15 protein-coding genes are annotated in these 17,814 nt (G+C 71.6%); 5 read left to right on the forward strand and 10 right to left on the reverse strand.

The features are described from left to right. Complete coding sequence (gene pssA / locus ACFVXE_RS01145; protein WP_389668081.1) at window positions 1–819, forward strand: CDP-diacylglycerol--serine O-phosphatidyltransferase; 819 nt, start codon at window positions 1–3, stop codon at window positions 817–819. Between the two features lie 159 nt (window positions 820–978). Here the strand turns inward: pssA and ACFVXE_RS01150 are convergent, their stop codons facing one another. Further along, a complete protein-coding gene (locus tag ACFVXE_RS01150; RefSeq protein WP_389668083.1) occupies window positions 979–3,498 on the reverse strand; it encodes a SpoIIE family protein phosphatase in 2,520 nt (839 codons plus the stop codon). Window positions 3,499–3,837: 339 nt separating this feature from the next. Here ACFVXE_RS01150 and ACFVXE_RS01155 point away from each other — a divergent pair, with 339 nt between their 5' ends. Then, complete coding sequence (locus ACFVXE_RS01155; RefSeq protein WP_389667936.1) at window positions 3,838–6,189, forward strand: discoidin domain-containing protein; 2,352 nt, start codon at window positions 3,838–3,840, stop codon at window positions 6,187–6,189. A 56-nt stretch (window positions 6,190–6,245) separates the two neighbouring features. Here ACFVXE_RS01155 and ACFVXE_RS01160 read toward each other — a convergent pair whose 3' ends face one another. From ACFVXE_RS01160 to ACFVXE_RS01185, 6 genes are all read right to left on the reverse strand, one after another. Beyond that, entirely contained in the window at window positions 6,246–7,505 is a 1,260-nt protein-coding gene (locus ACFVXE_RS01160) for an ABC transporter substrate-binding protein (protein WP_389667937.1), read from the reverse strand. Next, window positions 7,502–8,614: a branched-chain amino acid ABC transporter permease gene (locus tag ACFVXE_RS01165; RefSeq protein WP_389668085.1), complete on the reverse strand. Its 1,113-nt coding sequence runs from the start codon at window positions 8,612–8,614 to the stop codon at window positions 7,502–7,504. The genes ACFVXE_RS01160 and ACFVXE_RS01165 overlap by 4 nt, the downstream gene beginning before the upstream one ends. Before the next feature lie 7 nt (window positions 8,615–8,621). After that, complete coding sequence (locus ACFVXE_RS01170) at window positions 8,622–9,512, reverse strand: branched-chain amino acid ABC transporter permease (protein WP_389667939.1); 891 nt, start codon at window positions 9,510–9,512, stop codon at window positions 8,622–8,624. Continuing rightward, on the reverse strand, window positions 9,509–10,324 hold the full coding sequence (locus ACFVXE_RS01175; protein WP_389667941.1) for an ABC transporter ATP-binding protein: 816 nt from the start codon (window positions 10,322–10,324) through the stop codon (window positions 9,509–9,511). The genes ACFVXE_RS01170 and ACFVXE_RS01175 overlap by 4 nt, the downstream gene beginning before the upstream one ends. Next, a complete protein-coding gene (locus tag ACFVXE_RS01180; RefSeq protein WP_389667943.1) occupies window positions 10,312–11,109 on the reverse strand; it encodes an ABC transporter ATP-binding protein in 798 nt (265 codons plus the stop codon). The genes ACFVXE_RS01175 and ACFVXE_RS01180 overlap by 13 nt, the downstream gene beginning before the upstream one ends. Window positions 11,110–11,728: 619 nt before the next feature. Continuing rightward, window positions 11,729–12,844, reverse strand: a complete 1,116-nt coding sequence (locus tag ACFVXE_RS01185) for a glycerate kinase (protein WP_389668087.1) — start codon at window positions 12,842–12,844, stop codon at window positions 11,729–11,731. Window positions 12,845–12,997: 153 nt separating this feature from the next. Between ACFVXE_RS01185 and ACFVXE_RS01190 the strand changes: the two genes are divergently transcribed. Together ACFVXE_RS01190 and ACFVXE_RS01195 are read left to right on the forward strand one after the other, a co-directional pair. Further along, the gene (locus ACFVXE_RS01190; protein WP_389667944.1) at window positions 12,998–13,507 is read left to right on the forward strand and encodes an NUDIX domain-containing protein; all 510 of its coding nucleotides are present in this window, start codon (window positions 12,998–13,000) and stop codon (window positions 13,505–13,507) included. 40 nt (window positions 13,508–13,547) lie between these two features. Then, window positions 13,548–14,291 carry an NAD-dependent deacetylase gene (locus tag ACFVXE_RS01195; RefSeq protein ID WP_389667946.1) on the forward strand — a complete coding sequence of 248 codons (744 nt, stop codon included), beginning with the start codon at window positions 13,548–13,550 and terminating at the stop codon, window positions 14,289–14,291. A gap of 37 nt (window positions 14,292–14,328) precedes the next feature. Here ACFVXE_RS01195 and ACFVXE_RS01200 read toward each other — a convergent pair whose 3' ends face one another. Next, complete coding sequence (locus ACFVXE_RS01200) at window positions 14,329–14,763, reverse strand: (2Fe-2S) ferredoxin domain-containing protein (protein WP_389667948.1); 435 nt, start codon at window positions 14,761–14,763, stop codon at window positions 14,329–14,331. Between the two features lie 349 nt (window positions 14,764–15,112). Here ACFVXE_RS01200 and ACFVXE_RS01205 point away from each other — a divergent pair, with 349 nt between their 5' ends. After that, window positions 15,113–15,697 carry a TMEM165/GDT1 family protein gene (locus tag ACFVXE_RS01205; protein ID WP_389667949.1) on the forward strand — a complete coding sequence of 195 codons (585 nt, stop codon included), beginning with the start codon at window positions 15,113–15,115 and terminating at the stop codon, window positions 15,695–15,697. Window positions 15,698–15,764: 67 nt separating this feature from the next. On the opposite strand, the gene ACFVXE_RS01210 is transcribed toward ACFVXE_RS01205, so the two are convergent. Continuing rightward, window positions 15,765–16,283 carry a methylated-DNA--[protein]-cysteine S-methyltransferase gene (locus ACFVXE_RS01210; protein WP_389667951.1) on the reverse strand — a complete coding sequence of 173 codons (519 nt, stop codon included), beginning with the start codon at window positions 16,281–16,283 and terminating at the stop codon, window positions 15,765–15,767. A gap of 12 nt (window positions 16,284–16,295) precedes the next feature. Then, a complete protein-coding gene (locus tag ACFVXE_RS01215; protein WP_389667952.1) occupies window positions 16,296–17,768 on the reverse strand; it encodes an AlkA N-terminal domain-containing protein in 1,473 nt (490 codons plus the stop codon). Between the last annotated feature and the right edge of the window lie 46 nt (window positions 17,769–17,814).

A 17,814-nucleotide genomic window follows, 5' to 3' on the forward strand; every position in this document is an offset into this window, starting at 1 on the left:
GTGCCCGAGGCGGAGTCGGACGACGACGCCGAGGACATGCCGCTCTCCATGCGGCTGTCGATAGCGGACACCCTTACCCTCGGTAACGCCACCTGCGGTTTCATGGCGGTGTACTTCACCACCACGGGCATCCTCATCCCGCACCTCACGGGCAGCGACGAGAGCGGCATGGCCAGGCACTCCGCGGCCACCGCCGTGATCCTGATGCTCCTCGCCGCGGTCTTCGACCTCTTCGACGGGCTCGTGGCGCGCAAGCTCCGCAGCTCCCCGATGGGCGCGGAGCTGGACAACCTCTCGGACCTGATCAGCTTCGGGCTGGCTCCGGCCTACTTCGTGCTCGTGTACGGCATGGTCGCGGACGACGCGTACCAGCGGGTGTCGGCGCTCGCGGCGATCGTCGTGCTGCTGGCCGTGGTGCTGAGGCTGGCGAGATTCTCCTGCGTGACGATGAAGGACGGCATGTTCCAGGGCATGCCGAGCCCCTTCGGAGCGCTCACGGTCGTCTCGATCGTGCTCCTGGAGCTGCCCTTCGTACCGACGCTGCTCGCGATCATCGGAGTGGCGTGGCTGATGGTCAGCCGGGTCGAGTACCCCAAGCCGCGGGGCGTCCTCGCGGTGGCGATGCTCAGCTGGATCGTGGGCGCGATGGGTCTGCTCGCCGCGTGGGCGTTCGACGCCCCCGGCGGTCAGCTGCTCCTGCAGACCGGCTGCGCGCTGCAGGTGGTCCTGGGAGCGGTCATCCCGCTCTTCGCGACGGCGCGGCGGGTGAACTCCTTCCGCGACAACCGACGCGAGGCCCGGGCGGCTCAGCTGCCCTAGGGCTGCGCGGCGAAGCCGCACAGAACGACGACGAGGGCCCGGGTGCTTCCCCAAGCACCCGGGCCCTTCCGCGTGCCGCGGTGGCGCGTCCTCGCGGCCGGCCCGGGCCGCGCCGACACTGCGGGGCCGCACCGCGTCCCGGGTCCGCACCGGCGGCCGCTACGGGTGGGACCGGCGGGCGGCGAGCAGCAGTGCGATGTCGTCGGGCCGGTCGGGTTCCTGTCTCGCCTCCCGGATCACCCGGTCCGCCATTTCGGAGAGGGTCGGCGCGACGGCTGCCTCGACCGTGCCGCGCAGCCGCTCGATGCCCACGTCGATGTCGACCCCCGCCTGCTCGACCAGCCCGTCGGTGAACAGCGCCAGGACCGAGCCCGGGGCGAGCCGGAGTGTGCTGACGGGATAGGCGGCGTCGGGGGTGACGCCGAGCACGATGCCGCCGGGGAGGTCCAGGACCTCGGCGGCTCCGTCGGGACGGCGCAGCAGAGGCTGCGGGTGCCCGGCCCGCACCGCCCGGGTGACACCGGTGGCGGGTTCGAGAACGATGTAGCAGCAGCTGGCGATCTGGCCCGGATCGAGGTCGATGAGCAGCCGGTTGGTGCCGCTCACCACTTCCTGCGGGTCGTGCCCGCTCAGCGCGAAGGCCCTTACGGCGCTGCGCAGTTGGCCCATGGTCGCGGCCGCTGCGACGCCGTGCCCCTGGACGTCCCCGATCACGAGGGCCAGTCCCTGGCCGGTCTCGATGACGTCGTACCAGTCGCCTCCGATGTCCATGCCCTGGGTGCCGGGGAGGTACCGCGCCGCGGTGTCGACGTGGTCGAGCACCGGCAGCCGGTGCGGCAGCAGGGCGTTCTGCAGGCCCCGGGCCAGGGCGGCCTCGGAGTCGTAGCGCCGGGCGCGCTGCAGTGCCTGGGCGATGAGTCCGGCGAGGGCCGTGAGGACCGTGCGCTCCTCCGGGGTGAAGCCGCGCGGCTGGTCGAAGCCGAGGATGCAGGAGCCGACGGGGCGGCCGGAGGCGATGAGCGGCAGGAAGGCGCGGGCCCCGATGTCCGCGTCGAGAGGGACGCCGGGATAGGCCATGGCCAGGCGCTGCATGGACTCGAAGAAGATGGGGCGGCCGGTGGTGAGCGTCTGGACCCCTGGCAGTTCGGCGTCGAGGCCGACGCCGTCGAAACGGTCGAGAAAGCCCTTGGGGAAGCCGGTCTCCCAGGCCAGGTACAGGTGGCGCTCGCTGAGCAGATAGATCGCCAGCTGCCTGCCGCCGAACGCGGGCAGCAGCTCCTGGGTGACCACCGCGGAGACCTGGCGTGCGGTGACGGCCTCGGTGAGCGCGATGGCGAGGGCCACCGGCCGGTACACCCCGGCCGCCTCCTCGTCCAGGAAGCCGAGTCCCGTCTCCGGTGCGTGGGCGGGCTGCTCCGTGGCGCAGAGGGCGGCCGTCACGCCGTCGTGGCCCGGGTAGAAGGACACCGACAGCCAGTCGTCGGCACTGCGGCGCGCGAGGAAGTGCACGGGTTCACGGGCCAGCAGTGCGGCCCGGTGGTGGTCCCCGTACGAGCGGTGCCCGAACCACGGCAGGACCTCCCACAGGACCTGTCCGACCAGTTCGGCCCGCGCTCGGCCGAGCAGCTTCTCGGCCGGTTGGTTGACGTACGTGATCCGTCCGAGCCGGTCGAGGGAGAAGATGCCGCGCGGAAGCCGGTCGGCAGCCTCCGTGTGGACCGGCCCGGCCCCGAGGTCCACCAGGAAGCCGTCCAGCCGGCTGTCCGGGACCTCGCCGGACGGCCCGGTGCGGCGACCGGCGAGTTCGAGGAGGCTGGTGCGGCCGTCGGGGCCGCGCAGCCGCATCCGGCGGACGACCGGTCCGCCCGCGTGCCCCGTCCCGCGGGCGAGGGTCCGCAGTCCGTACGCCTCTTCCGGCGCCAGCAACGCCGTCAGCGCGTCGATGGTGCCGGGGAACCGTGCCGGGTCGGTGCCGAGGATGCGGCAGAGCTCGTCGTCGGCCTCCACCGCGCCGGTGTCGATGTCCCATGCGAAGTGCCCGATCCGTACCGGTGACGTGGTGGTGAAGGGCAGCTGGACCGGGACCGGCTCCTCGTCCCAGACGACCCGCGCGCCCTCGCGCGCCAGACCCGCGAGTTCCGTGCCGAGGTGCCGGGCGATCTGCTGAAGCCCGCGGCAGTCGGTGTACGGGACGGGCTGCCCGGGAGTGGCCGGGCGCAGCACGACCAGGACCCCGAACCTCTCCCGGCCGTCGGTGACGGGCAGGTACAGCGAGCCGAACGGGAACGGCAGTCCCGCCGTCAGCTGCGGGAACCGGCTCATGGCCTCCTCGGCATTGGCGAGAAGGACGGGCCGGCCGGAGGTGTAGGCCTCGGCCACCGGGAAGGGCCGGTTCACATGCATGCGTGACCAGGGGCGGAACAGCGGGTTCGGCAGTCCCGCCAGCACCGCGAGGCGCAGCAGCTGGGAGTTACGGGAGCGCAGATAGATGCCGCCGGCGTACCCGTCGGCGTATTCGATCGCGCTCACCACGGCCTGTGCGAGCACCAGGGACAGCTCGTCCGGGGCTCGGCCGCCGCTCGCCCTCTCCGGTTCCGCCGCGTTCTCGGACGGGGCGCGCCGGAGCCCGCCGTGCCAGGTCACACAGTCAGGATGCGCCCTCGCTCCGGTGCCGCGCACGTCGGTGGACCGGGCCGCGGCAGGACGGCGGGGGCCGTGTCCGCCGCCCTGCCCATCGGTCATGACAATGAACGATATTTTCCATCATTGTGTGAGTTTTTTGCAGACATAGAGGCGTGACCGAAACGCACCCCATGACCTTTCCTTGCGCCATCACCCCGGCCACTCGCGCCCAGACGGCTACATTTCGCACCATTCCCCGCGAACCAGCTCACCGAGAGTCTCAATTTTGAGCGATCAGAGCGATATTTTGCGCAGCGGCATGGACGTGTTTGCGGAATTGCTTCTAGCCTGTGGGGCGTCCGAAGAGCCCCCACGAGCCGCAAGGACGACGATCACGTGACCCCACCACCGAAACGCCTTCTGCTCAGACGCTCCCTGTCCGCCTCCCTCTCCCTGGCCCTGGCCGCGTTCTCCACCGCTGCCGCGGTCGTACTGTCCAGCGCCCCGCCCGCCCGGGCGGCAGCCGTCCCCGCCCCCTCCCCCCTCGCCGTCCCCGGCCGCGGTGCGACCGTTCCGTTCAAGGAACAGGAAGCCGAGTACGCGGCCACCAACGGCACGCTGATCGGACCGAACCGGCTGTACGGCACGCTGCCCTCCGAGGCGTCGGGCCGGCAGGCCGTGACACTGGACGCCGTCGGCGAGTACGTGGAGTTCACGCTGACCGCTCCGGCGAACGCGATGTCGTTCCGCTACTCGCTGCCGGACAGCGCCGACGGGACGGGCCGGGACGCCTCGATCGACGTGCGCGTCGGCGGCGGGGCGCCGAAGAGCGTTCCCGTCACGTCGAAGTACGGCTGGTACTACGGCGGCTACCCGTTCAACAACAACCCGGGAGACACCAACCCGCACCACTTCTACGACGAGGCCCGGACCATGTTCGGGTCGACGCTCGCCGCCGGTACGAAGGTCCGGCTGCAGGTGTCCTCCACGTCGGCCTCGCCCGGCTTCACCATCGATCTGGCCGACTTCGAGCAGGTCGGCGCCCCGGTCGGCAAGCCGTCGGGGGCACTCGACGTGGTGAGCGACTTCGGCGCCGACCCGACGGGGGCCGCCGACTCGACGGCGAAGATCCAGGCGGCCGTCGACGCGGGCCGCACCCAGGGCAAGGAGGTGTACATCCCGCAGGGCACCTTCCAGGTCCGCGATCACATCGTCGTCGACAAGGTGACACTGCGCGGCGCCGGACCCTGGTACAGCGTGCTGACCGGGCGGGATCCCTCGGACCGGAGCAAGGCCGTCGGCGTCTACGGCAAGTACGCCGCGAACGGTGGCAGCAGCAATGTCACCCTCAAGGACTTCGCGATCATCGGCGACATCCGTGAGCGGGTGGACAACGACCAGGTCAACGCCATCGGCGGGGCCCTGTCGAATTCGGTCGTCGACAACGTCTGGATGCAGCACACGAAGTGCGGCGCCTGGATGGACGGGCCGATGGACAATTTCACGGTCAAGAACAGCCGGATTCTGGACCAGACAGCCGACGGCGTCAATTTCCATTACGGCGTCACGAATTCCACCGTCACCAACACCTTCGTCCGTAACACCGGTGACGACGGTCTGGCGATGTGGGCGGAGAACGTACCGAATGTGAAGAACAAATTCACGTTCAACACCGTGGTCCTGCCGATCCTCGCCAACAACATCGTGACGTACGGCGGCAAGGACATCACCATCTCCGACAACGTCATGGCGGACACGATCACCAATGGCGGCGGGCTGCACGTCGCCAATCGCTATCCGGGAGTGAATTCGGGTCAGGGCACGGCGGTCTCGGGTACGACGACGGCCGCTCGCAACACGCTGATCCGTACCGGCAACAACGACTACAACTGGCGGTTCGGCGTCGGCGCCATATGGTTCAGCGGGCTCAACGAACCCATCAACGCAACGATCAACATCTCGGACACCGAAATACTGGACAGCTCGTACGCCGCGATCCATCTCATCGAGGGCGCGACCAACGGGCTCCACTTCGACAATGTCAGGATCGACGGCGCGGGTACCTACGCCCTGCAGATCCAGGCCCCGGGCACGGCCACGTTCAACAATGTCGTCGCCACCCACATCGCGCAGTCGAACCCGATCCACAACTGTGTCGGCAGCGGATTCCAGATCACCCGCGGGACCGGGAACTCCGGCTGGTACGCGGACCCGCCCGCCTGCACCGGCACCTGGCCCGACCCGGTGTGGACCAACGGCGGGGTGCCGGGTGGCGGCACCGGTCCGACGGATCCGCCGACCGACCCGCCCACCGATCCCCCGGCCGACTCGGGCAATCTCGCCCAGGGCCGCCCGGTCACCGAGTCGGGCCATGCCGATGTCTACGGTGCAGCCAACGCCGTGGACGGCAACGCGAACAGCTACTGGGAGAGCACCAACAACGCCTTCCCGCAGAGCATCACCGTGGATCTGGGCGCGGCGAAGGCCCTGAAACGGCTGGTGCTGAAGCTGCCGCCGGCGACCGCGTGGGCGACCCGCACGCAGACCCTGAGCGTGTCGGGCAGTACCGACAACTCCTCGTACAGCTCGCTCAAGGCATCGGCGGGCTACACCTTCGACCCGGCCGGCGGCAACAAGGTGACCGTGGCCCTGCCCGGCACCGCGACCCGCTACCTGCGGCTCACGTTCACCGCCAACACGGGGTGGCCGGCGGGCCAGCTCTCGGAACTGGAGGCCTACACGAGCTGACGACGTGGCCGGGGTCCCGCCGGGGGCCGCCCCGGCGGTGAGCCGGCCCGGGGCCGCTACGGCGACTTGTTGTGGGGGGTGGAGGTGGCGGGGGCCGCCGCCGAGGCCGGGGGGGCCACCTTCAGACCACCGGGCGTCGTGGCGTCCGGCTTCATGATCACGCTCTCCCGGGTGGACGGCGCCGACGGGTCCGAGAAGTTGTGGCTCATCCCGAAGTCCTTCCCGAACGACGTGATGGTCAGCAGGGCCTTGTCGACGCCCTCACGCGTGAGGTCCTTGGCCGCGCAGGCCGTCGTGAGCGCCTCGCCGTAGAGGGAAGCGGCGGTGTATCCGGCGATGACGCCGTTGTCGAGGCCGTCCTTCGGGTACTGGGCGGCGTACTCCTTGGCGAGCTTCTCCGGGCCCGCGCCCGGGTCACCGATCGGCAGGGTCGAGGCGGCGACGTAGTAGTCCTTCAGCAGCGCCGGTCCGGCCTGCGTCTTCAGCAGCTGGGGGGCGAAGGCGGAGTTGTTGCCCACGACCGGGACCTTGAAGCCGGTGGCTGCCGCGATCCCGACCAGCGAGGCCGCCTGACGAGGTCCCGCGCTGACGACGATCGCCTTGACGCCGGCCTGCTTGAACGCGGCCACCTGGGCGGTCATGTCGTTGTCGGTCGGCTTGATCTTCTGCTGGACGACCGTGAGGCCCGCCTGCCGGGCGGCGTACTCGGAGCCGGCGAGGGCGTTCTCGCCGTAGTCGCCCTCGAAGTACACATGGCCGATCCTGTCGCCCTCGGCGATGCGCTTCCCGCTCAGGAGGTAGTCGATCGCGTTGATGGTCTCGACGTCGTACGTCGCACCGATGACCCGGACGTACTTGGATCCGAGCAGGTTCGCGGACCACGCCTGCGGCAGGACGAGGCCCTTGTCCTGGCCGTCGATGCGCTGTTCGACGGCGGCGACGAACGGCGAGCCGATGAACTGGACGAAGCCCAGCACGTCGGGCTCCAGTTCGGTGTACGCGGCGACCGCCTTCTGCGGGTCGTAGCCGTGGTCACGGACGGTCAGCTCGATCTTCCGGCCGCAGATGCCGCCCGCCGCGTTGGTCTGCTTCGCCCACAGCTGCTGGGCCTGGGTGACGCTCTTGCCGAGCGACGCGTACACGCCCGTCATGTCGGTCAGCACACCCAGCGAGATCGCCGAGGCGGTGACCCCCTCGCCGGTCTTCACCCCGCCCTTGTCCTGGGCTTCGCCACCTCCCCCGCCCGCCTTCTCGCTGCACCCCGTGAGGGCGAGGGCGAGGGCCGCGAGTACGGCTCCGAACACACGTGGCTTCATTTCTTCTCCCCTGATGTCTTGGCACGCGCAAGTGCTCCCCCGGCACGCACCGTGCCGCCGGGACGCGTCAGGCCGCCGGGCAGGAACAGGACGACCGCGACCACCGCGGCGCCGTACAGATATCGGGACGCCTCGCCCGGTGCCAGACCGCCCGTACCCGGGGCGGAGACGAGGGGCAGGGAGTCGCTGTAGTGGGTGAGCACCTGCGGCAGCAACGAGACGAACGCGGCGCCGACGACCGCCCCCGCCACGGTGCCGAGCCCGCCGATGACGATCATGGCGAGGTATTCGAGGGACAGGACCATGCCGAAGTACTCGGGGACGGTCCGCTGGAAGACCAGCGCGAGCAGGACGCCCGCGAGGCCCGCGTACATCGAGGACAGGACGAAGACCGCCGCCCGGTAGCGGGCGACCGGCACTCCCATCACCCCTGCCGCGATGCGGTGGTCGCGCACGGCGTTCAGCGCCCTGCCCGGCCTGCCCCGCAGCACCCCGCGGGCGAAGACCCCGCTGAGCAGGAGTGCGAGCAGGCTCGCGTACCAGAGCTTCTCGGAGGAGTGGAAGGGGACCGCCGCGACGACCACCTCGGTGTCGTCGAAGTCGATGCCGAACAGCGAGAGCGGCGGGACGGCCCGGCCGTTGAAACCTCCGGTCAGGGAGCCGGCGTTGAACAGCACATGCTGGCCGACGAAGATCAGCGCGAGCGTGGCGATGCCGAGGTACGCGCCCCGCAACCGGCTCGCGATGGGGCTGAAGAGTCCTCCCGCGGCGCCGGCGAGGAGGACGGCGAGGACCGCCGCGAGCCAGCCGGGCAGGCCCAGGCCGGTGAGATCGTGACCGTTCTCGGTGGTGCCGTCCCCCGCCAGGACGCAGTAGCCGTACGCACCGACGGCGAGGAAGAAGGCGTGCCCCATGGAGAGCTGGCCGGTCGCTCCGGTGAGGAGATTGAGACCGATGGCGCCGATCGCGGCGGCCATCGCGAAGAGTCCCGCCTGCAGCCAGAAGCGGTCCAGGTAGAACGGGAACGCCAGGAGCAGTACCGAGCCCGCGGTCCAGGCGTACGTACGGGGCTGCCGGAGCCGGGCGCCGAGTACGCCCGGGACCGTCATGGTTGCCTCAGACACGGGCGAGCTCCTTCGTGCCGAACAGTCCCGCGGGCCGCACCAGCAGCACGATCACCATGGTCAGGTAGGGGGCCAGGTCGCCGATGCCGCGACCGAGGAAGGAGAGATCGCTCTGGTAGCCGGTGGCGAGCGACTCGGTGACGCCGACGATCAGTCCGCCGGCGAGCGCCCCGGTCGTCGAGTCGAGGCCGCCGAGGATCGCGGCGGGGAACGCCTTGAGCGCGGCCAGGGAGGTGGCGCGTTCGAGCCCGGGGGTCGGGAACACGGTGAGGAACAGGGCGGCGACGGCGGCGAGTGCTCCGGCGACCGCCCATGCGGCGAGCGAGACCCGGCCCAGCCGTACCCCCATCAGGGCGGCGGTCTGCGGATTCTCGGCGGCGGCCCGCATCGACACGCCCCACGCGGTGAAACGGAAGGCGAGCAGGAACGCCGTGATGAGCAGGCCCGCCGCGAGGAAGGCCGCGACCCGGGTCTGGGCGAGCGTGACATCGCCGATGGTGATGACCCGGTCCCCCCACGGGTCGCCGAGGGAGAGCACATCGGTGCCGATCCGACGGGTGAGTTCGGTGGTGAGGAGGATGTCGACGCCGATGGTGACGATGGCGAGGACGCTGTGGTCACTGCCCCGGTAGCGCCGCATCACGAGGAATTCGACGCCGGCCCCGACGGCCGCGGCGCCCGCGATGCCGACGACGAGCGCGGGCCAGAAGCCGATGTCGTCGTGGAGAACGGCGGTGACGTATCCGCCCGCGAGCAGCAGCGAGGCATGGGCGAAGTTGACGACTTCGGTGGCTTTGAAGATGACGACGAAGCCGAGCGCGATCAGTGCGTAGACCGAACCGATGGAGAGGCCGCCGAGGAGGAGTTCGATGAAGGTGGTCATTCCTGTGCCCCCAAGTAGGCCTGGACGACGGCCGGATCGTTCTGCACCTCGGCGGGGGTGCCCGCCGCGATCCGGCGTCCGAAGTCGAGTACGGTCACCGCGTCCGCGAGCCGCATCACCACCCCCATGTCGTGTTCGACGAGCACGATCGAGATGCCGAGGCTGTCGCGCACACCGGCGACGACGACGGCGGTACGGCGGCGCTCGTCGGCGGTCATCCCGGCGACGGGTTCGTCGAGGAGCAGGACCCGCGGCTCCATGCACAGCGCGCGGCCGAGCTCGACCAACTTCTGCTGCCCGTACGGAAGATCCCCGGCCTGTCTGTCCAACTCCCCTTCCAGACCGACGAATTCGGCGATCTCTCGGACCCGGGCGAGATGACGCCGCGCCTCGCGTACCGCGGACGGCAGCCGCAGGCCGGCGGCGAGGAACCCGGCGCGGGTGAGCCGGTGCCGGCCGAGCAGGAGACTGTCGGCGACCGTGGCGTGCGGCGGCAGCGCCAGATTCTGGAAGGTGCGGGCGACGCCGAGGGAGGCGATCCGGTGCGGGGCGAGCCCGGTCAGCTCGGTGGTGCCGAGCCGGACGCTGCCGGAGGCGGCCCGGTACACCCCCGAAAGCACGTTGAAGCAGGTGGACTTGCCCGCACCGTTGGGGCCGATGACGGCGTGGACACTGCCGGGTTCGACGGTGAACGAGACGGCGTCGAGGGCGGTGATCCCGGCGAAACGGACCGTGACGTCGCGTACCGCGAGCGCGGCGGGTGCCGTGGCCGCATCGTCGGCACCCGTGGAGGCCGGCGTCACGCGGACCACCTGCTCAGGGTGCGCACGGTCCGCCCGGCCGCGGCCGCCTCCTCGGCGGCCGTCCCGTCGACGACGCCGAGGTAACGACGGCGCACCTCGTCGGAGGCCGCGAGCTCGTCGGCCGGACCTTCGAGGGTGACCTCACCGACCTCGAGTACGTACGCGGTCGAGGCGAGCCGCAGGGCGATCGCGGCATTCTGCTCGACGAGGAGGACGGAGGTGCCGGTCGCGTTGATCTCCTGGATCGTCTCGGCGATCCTGGTCGCCATCAGCGGGGCGAGACCGAGTGAGGGCTCGTCGAGCAGCAGCAGTCGCGGCCGGGCCATGAGCGCCCGGCCCATCGCCAGCATCTGCTGTTCGCCGCCCGACAGCAGCCCGGCCCGCTGGTGTGCGCGCTGCGCCAGCACCGGGAACAGCTCGTGCACACGGGCCAGCGCGGAGGCCGACGCCCTGCGGCCGCCACGGGCACCGAGGGCACCGGCCCGCAGGTTGTCGGCCACCGTCATCCGGGCGAACACCTGCCGCCCCTCGGGCACTTGGACGACTCCGGCGGCCACCACCCTGGCGGGGCCGAGCCCGTCCAGCGGGTGCCCGTCGAAGCGGACGGTGCCGGTGACCGTTCCTCGGTGGAATCCGAGGGTCCGTGAGATGGCCCGCAGCAGCGTGGTCTTGCCTGCCCCGTTGCCGCCGAGCACGGCGGTGATCGCGCCGGCGGGTACATCGACGGAGACCTCGCGCAGGGACCGGACCGGGCCGTAGCCGACGGACAGTGCGCGGATCTCGAGCGTTGCCATGCGTCGTCCTCCTCCTTCCGCCCAGGGCCTCTCGGCCGGATCGGACCGGACCACGCGGGCCCGGCCTGATCCGAACGGAGGACTCTTGCCGTCGGCCGGTCGTCGGCCCGTCGAGCCGGGCCTGGCCGGCCGACATGGCGCCGTGGTGCCGTGCCGCTCCGGGGCGGCGCCGTGGCGCTGTGAGGCCACAGACCAGCAGCCGGCGGGCCGGCCGTCCACGGCCGGACACCGACTCGCTGCGACTGACCAGCGTTTGACGGCCCTGGTTGTGCACGCGCACAGAGAGGCGCCGTTACGGTCGCCCCGGTCGCCGTCGATGGCATCCTCACCGGCGGGCACGGGCTCCGTCAGCGGGGCCGTGAGCGGTGCGGGCATGCGGTGGAGGAGTGACATGCGGAGGTGGCCGGCCTCGCCGAGCCGGGTGCCGCGCTCGCGGCGTTCCGCGCGTCACCCCGCGTTCGGCACGAGCCCCGGGAGCCGGGCGTTGCCGGTGAGGGCGCCGGACGTATGGCCGAGGTAGGACGGTTCGGCGGGGCGGGCGGGGGCGGGGCGGGCGGGGAGCATGCCCGCCGTACAGGACCGCCCCGACCCGCCCCGCCGTCAGACCGTCCGGCCCGGTCTACAGCAGGAAGTCGCGGGCGAGCCCTTCCGCCAGCCGTTCCAGCAGCGGCCCCGCCTGCGCCATGCACACCGCGGGGTCCGGCTCCAGATCGGTGAGGGCGTAAGCGCGTCGGATGCCGGCCCTGCCCAGTGCCTCCGGAGGCAGCGCGAGCCGTCCGCAGACCGCCACCACCTCCAGCCCCGCCGCGCGGGCCGCCGCCGCGACGCCCGCCGGAGCCTTGCCGTGCAGGGTCTGCTCGTCGAGGGAGCCCTCACCCGTGATCACCAGTGTGGCTCGGGCCAGCGCGGGGGCGAAGCCGAGGACATCGAGCATGACTTCGATGCCGGGGCGGAACCGCGCGCCGAGGGCGACCAGCGCCCCGTATCCGATACCGCCCGCCGCGCCCGCCCCGGGCAGCTCCGCGTGGTCCGGGCCCAGCACGGACGCGTAATGGGCGAGCGCAGCGTCCAGCACCGCGATGTCGTCCTCGGTCGCGCCCTTCTGCCGTCCGTAGACCTCCGGGGCGCCCTTCGGGCCGGTCAGCGGGTTGTCCACGTCGCTGGCGAGGATGAGGTCCACGTCGGCCAACCGCGGGTCCAGGCCGGACAGATCGGCCTCGGCGAGCTCCGCGAGGCCACCGCCGCCGGGGCCGACCGGCTTGCCGTCGGCATCCAGGAAGCGGGCTCCGAGGGCGGTCAGCATGCCCGCGCCGCCGTCCGTCGTGGCGCTGCCGCCGACTCCGAACACAATGGTCCGGGCACCCGCGTCGAGCGCTGCGGCCAGCAGTTCGCCGGAGCCGTACGTCGTGGCCGTCAACGGGGCGAACACTCCCGCGGGGAGGTGCTGGAGACCCGATGCCTCGGCCATCTCCACGACCGCGGTGGTGCCCCGCAACGCGTAGGCCGCCGTCACGCTCTCCCCGCGCGGCCCGGTGACCCGTGCCTCACGCCGCTCGAATCCCGCGGCCACCGCCGCCGCCACCGTGCCGTCGCCGCCGTCCGCCACGGGCAGGGTCTCGACCCGTACCCCCGGGGCGACGCGCCGCAGTCCGGCCGTCACCCGCTCCGCGACCTGAACCGCGGTGAGCGATCCCTTGAACTTGTCCGCCGCGACGAGCACACCGGCGGTCTCCATCACTGCTCCGTCCGTCACCTTGCATCCTTTGTTTTTCGAACAGGCAGTCGCGCCGCCCCGACCCTATCCGGAGCACCCGTCCCGTGCCCATGGGTGTCCGTGCCCTGGACCTGCGGTCCGGTGGCCGGCGCGGTGCCCGATTACGCTGCGCACGTGACCACCACTGACTACGCCACGTACATCGCGGGACTGCCCAGGGTGCTGGCCGCCGCGGCAACCGTCTTCCTGGACGAGGAGGGACGCGTGCTGCTCGTCGAGCCGAACTACCGGGACGGCTGGGCGCTGCCCGGCGGGACCATCGAGTCCGACGAGGGCGAGACCCCGCGGCAGGCCGCGCGGCGCGAGACGGCCGAGGAGATCGGGCTCGACCTGGAGCCCGGACGGCTGCTCGCCATCGACTGGGCGCGCAGCCCTCAACGGCCCCCGATCGCCGCCTATCTGTACGACGGCGGAATCCTGGACGCCGCCCGGCTGCGGGAGATCCGGCTGCAGGAGGAGGAACTCCTGTCCTGGAAGCTGGTGGAGCGTGGCTCGCTCGACCGGTATCTGCCCGCCGCGCTGGGCCTCCGGGTGCGGGCGGCGCTCCAGGTGCTCGACTCGGGAACGGGCACCGTGGAACTGGAGGACGGCAGGCCCGCGGACGGACTGCGACCCGCCCTTTAAGACCTCGCGGGCCCCGGCCACCGCTGCGTACGCTCACCGTATGACTCTCGTCGCGATCCTCAGCGGCGCCGGAATCTCCACCGACTCCGGCATCCCCGACTACCGCGGGCCGAACGGTCTGTGGCGGAAGGACCCGGAGGCGGAGAAGCTCGTCACGTACAGCTTCTACATGGCTGATCCGGAGATCCGCCGCCGCTCCTGGCAGATGCGCCGCACCAGCGCCACCTGGCAGGCCGAGCCGAACGCCGCGCACCGCGCCGTGGTGGAGCTGGAGCGGTCCGGGGTCGCGGTGCGGGTGATCACGCAGAACGTGGACGGGCTGCACCAGCTGGCCGGGCTCTCCGCCCGCAAGGTCCTCGAACTGCACGGCACCGCGCGCGAGGTGGTGTGCACCCGCTGCCATGCCCGTTCACCGATGACCGAGGCGCTGACCAGGGTCGAGCAGGGCGAGGAGGATCCGCCGTGCGCGGTCTGCGGCGGCATCCTGAAGTCGGCGACGGTCATGTTCGGCGAGCGGCTCGATCCGGTGGTGCTGGGCGAGGCGATGTCGATCGCGAAGGCGTGCGAGGTGTTCATCGCGGTCGGTACGACGCTTCAGGTGCAGCCCGCCGCGTCGCTGGCCGGGATCGCCGCGGAGCACGGTGCGCGGCTGATCGTGGTGAACGCCGAGCCGACACCGTACGACGAACTGGCCGAGGAGACGATCCGCGAGCCCATCGGGACCGCACTGCCGTCGCTGCTCGCGCGGCTGTCCGCCGGGACGGACGCGGGGACCACCGGCTGAGTGGCGGGACGGCAAGCCGCGGCGGGCGGGCCGGTGGTCACGCGCATCCCGGCCGGGCCGGGCCCCGGCCCTCGAGTTCCTGCTGTATCCGGCGCGAGGGCCGGAACGTGTACAGGTCGAGGATGTCGGGGGCGTCCGCGAGGCCGGGCCCGCCCGCCTCGGCCCAGGCGACGACGTCGGCGACGGCATCGGGGTCGTTCACCAGGCCGAGCCAGACCGGGCGGCCGCCCGCCCTCCTGCCCTCGGCCGAAGGCTGCACGACGACGACGTTGGCCTGCTCGCAGGCGTCCAGACACTCCACGGCACGCACCGTGGCACTTCCGTCGAGCGACCGGCGCAGGGTGGCGAGCTGTGCGGCGTGGTCCACGTCCGGGACCTTCGGGGTACCGCAGCAGCATCCGCGGCAGACGCTGACGGTGGGCCGGGACGCGCCCCGGTCCGGCGTGGCGGCCCTGCCGGTGCGGCGACTCATGCGTATGTGCTCCAGGTCGTGGCGCGGATGATCACCGTGGGACTGTACCCAGCGTGCACCTGCTCGAACAGCTGCACGCCTCCGGCCGCGGCGGGCCCGGGCCTGTGGGGTAGAGTGGATGGCTGCGAAGGGGAGTAGCCCTGCAAACCGGTCGTCGACACACTGGAACCTCCGGGTTCCCGGTGGCCGGGCTCGTGATCGTTACGGGCGGGCGAGACCTTCGGTCAGGTATGACGTGCCCGCACTCCGTGGGCACTGCAGTCATGCCGGGCCGAGTGGTCCTCCGAAAAGCCCGAGTGGCGCTTCGCGGAAAGACCCGGGGCCCGGCTCTCACAGAAAGCCACCCGGAATGCATCTCGACCCCCTGGCGATCATCACCGCCTTCGGGCTGATCTTCCTCGCGGAGCTCCCCGACAAGACCATGTTCGCGTCGCTCGCCATGGGCACGCGCATGCGCCCGCTGTACGTCTGGTTCGGCACCTCGTCCGCGTTCATCGTGCATGTCGCGATCGCCGTCGGAGCGGGCGGCCTGATCGGGCTGCTGCCCGACTGGACAGTCAAGGTCATCTCCGCGTCCCTCTTCGCGTTCGGCGCCTTCATGCTGCTGCGCGCCGGGGGCGACGACGGTGACGACGAGGCGGACTCGAAGACCGTGACCGGCTTCTGGCCGGTGTACTCGACCGCCTTCATGGCCGTGTTCATCAGCGAATGGGGTGACCTCACCCAGATCACCACCGCCAACCTGGCCGCCAGCAACGGCACCTGGTCCACGGCCATCGGGTCCGCGGCCGCACTGATGTCGGTGTCGGCGCTCGCGCTCCTCGCGGGTCGCTTCATCGCCAAGCGGGTTCCGCTCAAGACGGTCCAGCGCGTCGGCGGACTGTGCATGCTGGGGCTGGCGATCTGGTCGGTCGTGGAGATCTTCACCGGCTGAGCCGGATCCGCGTCGCAGGACGGACGGAAGCCCGACGGTCGCCTTGCGCCGTCGGGCTTCGCCGTGTCTAGAACAATGCCGGAGTGTCACCCTCCGTGCCGTTCTCGAAGGCCAGCAGCCGCTGCTTGCGGTCGAGTCCGCCGCCGTAGCCGGTGAGGCTGCCCGAGGCTCCGACGACCCGGTGGCAGGGGACGATGATCCCGACCGGGTTCTTGCCGTTGGCGAGGCCCACCGCGCGGGATGCGCCCGGCTTGCCCAGGCGTTCGGCGAGTTCTCCGTACGAACGCGTCACGCCGTACGGGATCTGCTGGAGCTGGTCCCAGACACTGCGCTGGAACGGGGTGCCGTCCAGGCGCAGCGGCAGGTCGAACTCCCTCAGCTCACCCGCGAAATAGGCGTCCAGCTGGCGGGCCGCCTCCGTGAAGGGCCGCGGGTCCGGGTCGCCGAAGGATTCCTCGGGCGGCCGGTGGCGCTGACCGGTCATGTAGAGGCCCGCGAGCACGCCCTCGGTGGCCACGAGGGTCAGTGGACCGTACGGGCTGTCGACGACCGTGTACTGCCGGGTCGCGGCGCGTGTGGCACTCATCGGTGAACTCCCTTACGCGGGCAGATGGTTGATGGGATGGTCGTCGACGGTCCAGAGGTACTGGACCGCGTACGCCCGCCATGGGCGCCAGGCCGCCGCACGTGCGGTGAGCGCCGCGGGGGTCGAGGGGAGACCGAGTTCCTGTGCCGCCCGGCGGATGCCGAGGTCGGTGGGGACGAAGGCGTCCGGGTCCCCGAGCGCCCGCATGGCGATGACCTCGACGGTCCACGGGCCGAAACCCGGCAGTGCGGCCAGTTCGGCCCGGGCCCCCTCCCAGTCGGTGTCGGTGCCGAGCCGCAGTGAACCGTCGGCGAGCGCACCGACCAGGGTGGTGAGGGTGGTACGACGGCTGCGCGGCAGCGCCAGCTGTTCGGGGTCGAGCCCGGCAAGTGCCCCGGGGGTCGGGAAGAGGTGGGTGAGGCCGCCCTCCGGGTCGTCGACGGGAACGCCGTGGGCGGTGACCAGCCGGGCCGCGTGGGTGCGGGCGGCAGCCGTCGAGACCTGCTGGCCGAGCACCGCCCGTACGGCGAACTCCGCGCCGTCGACGGTCCGCGGCACCCGCCGCCCCGGCCCCTTGTCGATCAGCGGCGCGAGCAGCGGGTCGGACCTCAACTGGTCGTCGACGGCCACCGGGTCGGCGTCCAGGTCCAGCAGCCAGCGGCAGCGGCTGATGGCGAGGGTGAGATCGCGCGGATCGGTGAGGAGGAGCCGGCACCCGATGTGGTCGGGCTGCGGGGTGAGCGCGACGATGCCGTGCCCGTGGGGGAGGTCGAGTGTGCGGCGGTAGGCGCCGTCGCGCCACTCCTCGACGCCGGGGACCGCGGTCACGACAAGGTGGCCGAAGAGGTTGGAGGGGTTGAGCGGTGCCCGGTACGGCAGCCGCAGCGCTATCACTCCCGGGGTCACCGGCGGCTTCGAGGACCGGGCGGCGCGGGTGCGCAGCTCACTCGGCACAAGAGCGAAGACCTCGCGGACGGTGTCGTTGAAGGTACGGACGGAGGAGAACCCGGCCGCGAACGCCACGTCGGCCATGGGGAGCCCGGTGGTCTCGATGAGCAGCCGGGCGGTCTGGGCGCGCTGGGCGCGGGCCAGGGCGAGCGGACCGGCACCCAGCTCCGCGAGCAGCTGGCGCTCGATCTGCCGGGCGGAGTAGCCGAGCCTGGCGGCCAGCCCCGGCACCCCCTCGCGGTCGACGACGCCGTCCCCGATGAGCCGCATCGCGCGGGCGACCGAGTCGGCTCGGGCGTTCCACTCCGGGGAGCCGGGGCTGGTGTCGGGCCGGCACCGCTTGCACGCCCGGAAGCCGGCCTGCTGGCAGGCGGCGGCACTGGGGTAGAAAGTCATGTTCTCGACTTTGGGCGGCACGACGGGGCAGCTCGGACGGCAGTAGATCCGGGTGGTCAGAACCGCCGTGAAGAACCAGCCGTCGAAGCGGGCGTCCTTGGACCGGACGGCCCTTACGCAACGCTCGGTGTCGGTGTGCATGTCTCCAGCATGAGCCACCGGACATGGCCGGGCTGGCGGGAATCCG

Source organism: Streptomyces sp. NPDC058231 (assembly GCF_042882275.1).
Lineage (GTDB): Bacteria > Actinomycetota > Actinomycetes > Streptomycetales > Streptomycetaceae > Streptomyces.

Bases quoted from the DNA above. Each gene is read 5' to 3' on its own strand.
- ACFVXE_RS01160 (WP_389667937.1), bottom strand. From the start codon at position 7,505: ATGAAGCCACGTGTGTTCGGAGCCGTACTCGCGGCCCTCGCCCTCGCC.
- ACFVXE_RS01165 (WP_389668085.1), bottom strand. From the start codon at position 8,614: ATGACGGTCCCGGGCGTACTCGGCGCCCGGCTCCGGCAGCCCCGTACG.
- ACFVXE_RS01170 (WP_389667939.1), bottom strand. From the start codon at position 9,512: ATGACCACCTTCATCGAACTCCTCCTCGGCGGCCTCTCCATCGGTTCG.
- ACFVXE_RS01180 (WP_389667943.1), bottom strand. From the start codon at position 11,109: ATGGCAACGCTCGAGATCCGCGCACTGTCCGTCGGCTACGGCCCGGTC.
- ACFVXE_RS01185 (WP_389668087.1), bottom strand. From the start codon at position 12,844: ATGGAGACCGCCGGTGTGCTCGTCGCGGCGGACAAGTTCAAGGGATCG.
- ACFVXE_RS01195 (WP_389667946.1), top strand. From the start codon at position 13,548: ATGACTCTCGTCGCGATCCTCAGCGGCGCCGGAATCTCCACCGACTCC.
- ACFVXE_RS01200 (WP_389667948.1), bottom strand. From the start codon at position 14,763: ATGAGTCGCCGCACCGGCAGGGCCGCCACGCCGGACCGGGGCGCGTCC.
- ACFVXE_RS01205 (WP_389667949.1), top strand. From the start codon at position 15,113: ATGCATCTCGACCCCCTGGCGATCATCACCGCCTTCGGGCTGATCTTC.
- ACFVXE_RS01210 (WP_389667951.1), bottom strand. From the start codon at position 16,283: ATGAGTGCCACACGCGCCGCGACCCGGCAGTACACGGTCGTCGACAGC.
- ACFVXE_RS01215 (WP_389667952.1), bottom strand. From the start codon at position 17,768: ATGCACACCGACACCGAGCGTTGCGTAAGGGCCGTCCGGTCCAAGGAC.